The sequence below is a fragment of the Bacillus sp. CR71 genome, from assembly GCF_003429245.1.
Classification (GTDB): domain Bacteria; phylum Bacillota; class Bacilli; order Bacillales; family Bacillaceae_G; genus Bacillus_A; species Bacillus_A thuringiensis_S.
In genome coordinates this window covers 5912916-5913493 of the sequence record NZ_CP031748.1, presented here as the reverse complement: position 1 = coordinate 5913493, position 578 = coordinate 5912916, and the positions used below count along the sequence as shown (strand labels likewise).

The following is a 578-nucleotide window of genomic DNA, read 5'->3' as shown; positions in this document are numbered from 1 at the left end:
ATTCCCAATGTAGAGGTATATGTATTAAATGAAGCTAAAAAACTTGTCCCTATTGGGACAGTAGGTGAACTTTATATAGGAGGTATCGCATTAGCACGAGGATATTTGAATCAACCTGAATTAACAAAGGCCTCATTTATCCCACACCCATTCAAGAATAGCTCTAATGATAGATTATATCGGACTGGTGATTTAGTTAAATATTTACCTGATGGAAATATAGAATATATAGGAAGAGCTGATAAACAAGTTAAGATTAGAGGATTTCGAATTGAGTTAGGTGAAATTGAAACAATATTAGGAAATCATCCAGACATTAAAGAAGTTACTGTGGTAGCGCAAGAAGATTCATTTGGAGATAACATCTTAGTAGCCTATATTGTGGGCGAAGGAGATACACAAGAGTGGAGAAAACATGTAGGGGTACATCTTCCAAATTATATGGTCCCGGCTCATTTTATCAAGATAGAATCATTGCCATTAACTGTTAATGGGAAGGTAGATAAAGATGCTTTACCTGCATGGGCCTCTATTATACAAACGAACGAGGGATATATAGCACCTCGGAATAGAGTAGA

1 pseudogene is annotated in these 578 nt (G+C 36.0%); it reads left to right on the top strand.

Annotated features, from left to right (window positions below):
- Window positions 1-578: pseudogene (locus tag DOS87_RS30445) on the top strand (AMP-binding protein); the annotation flags it as partial.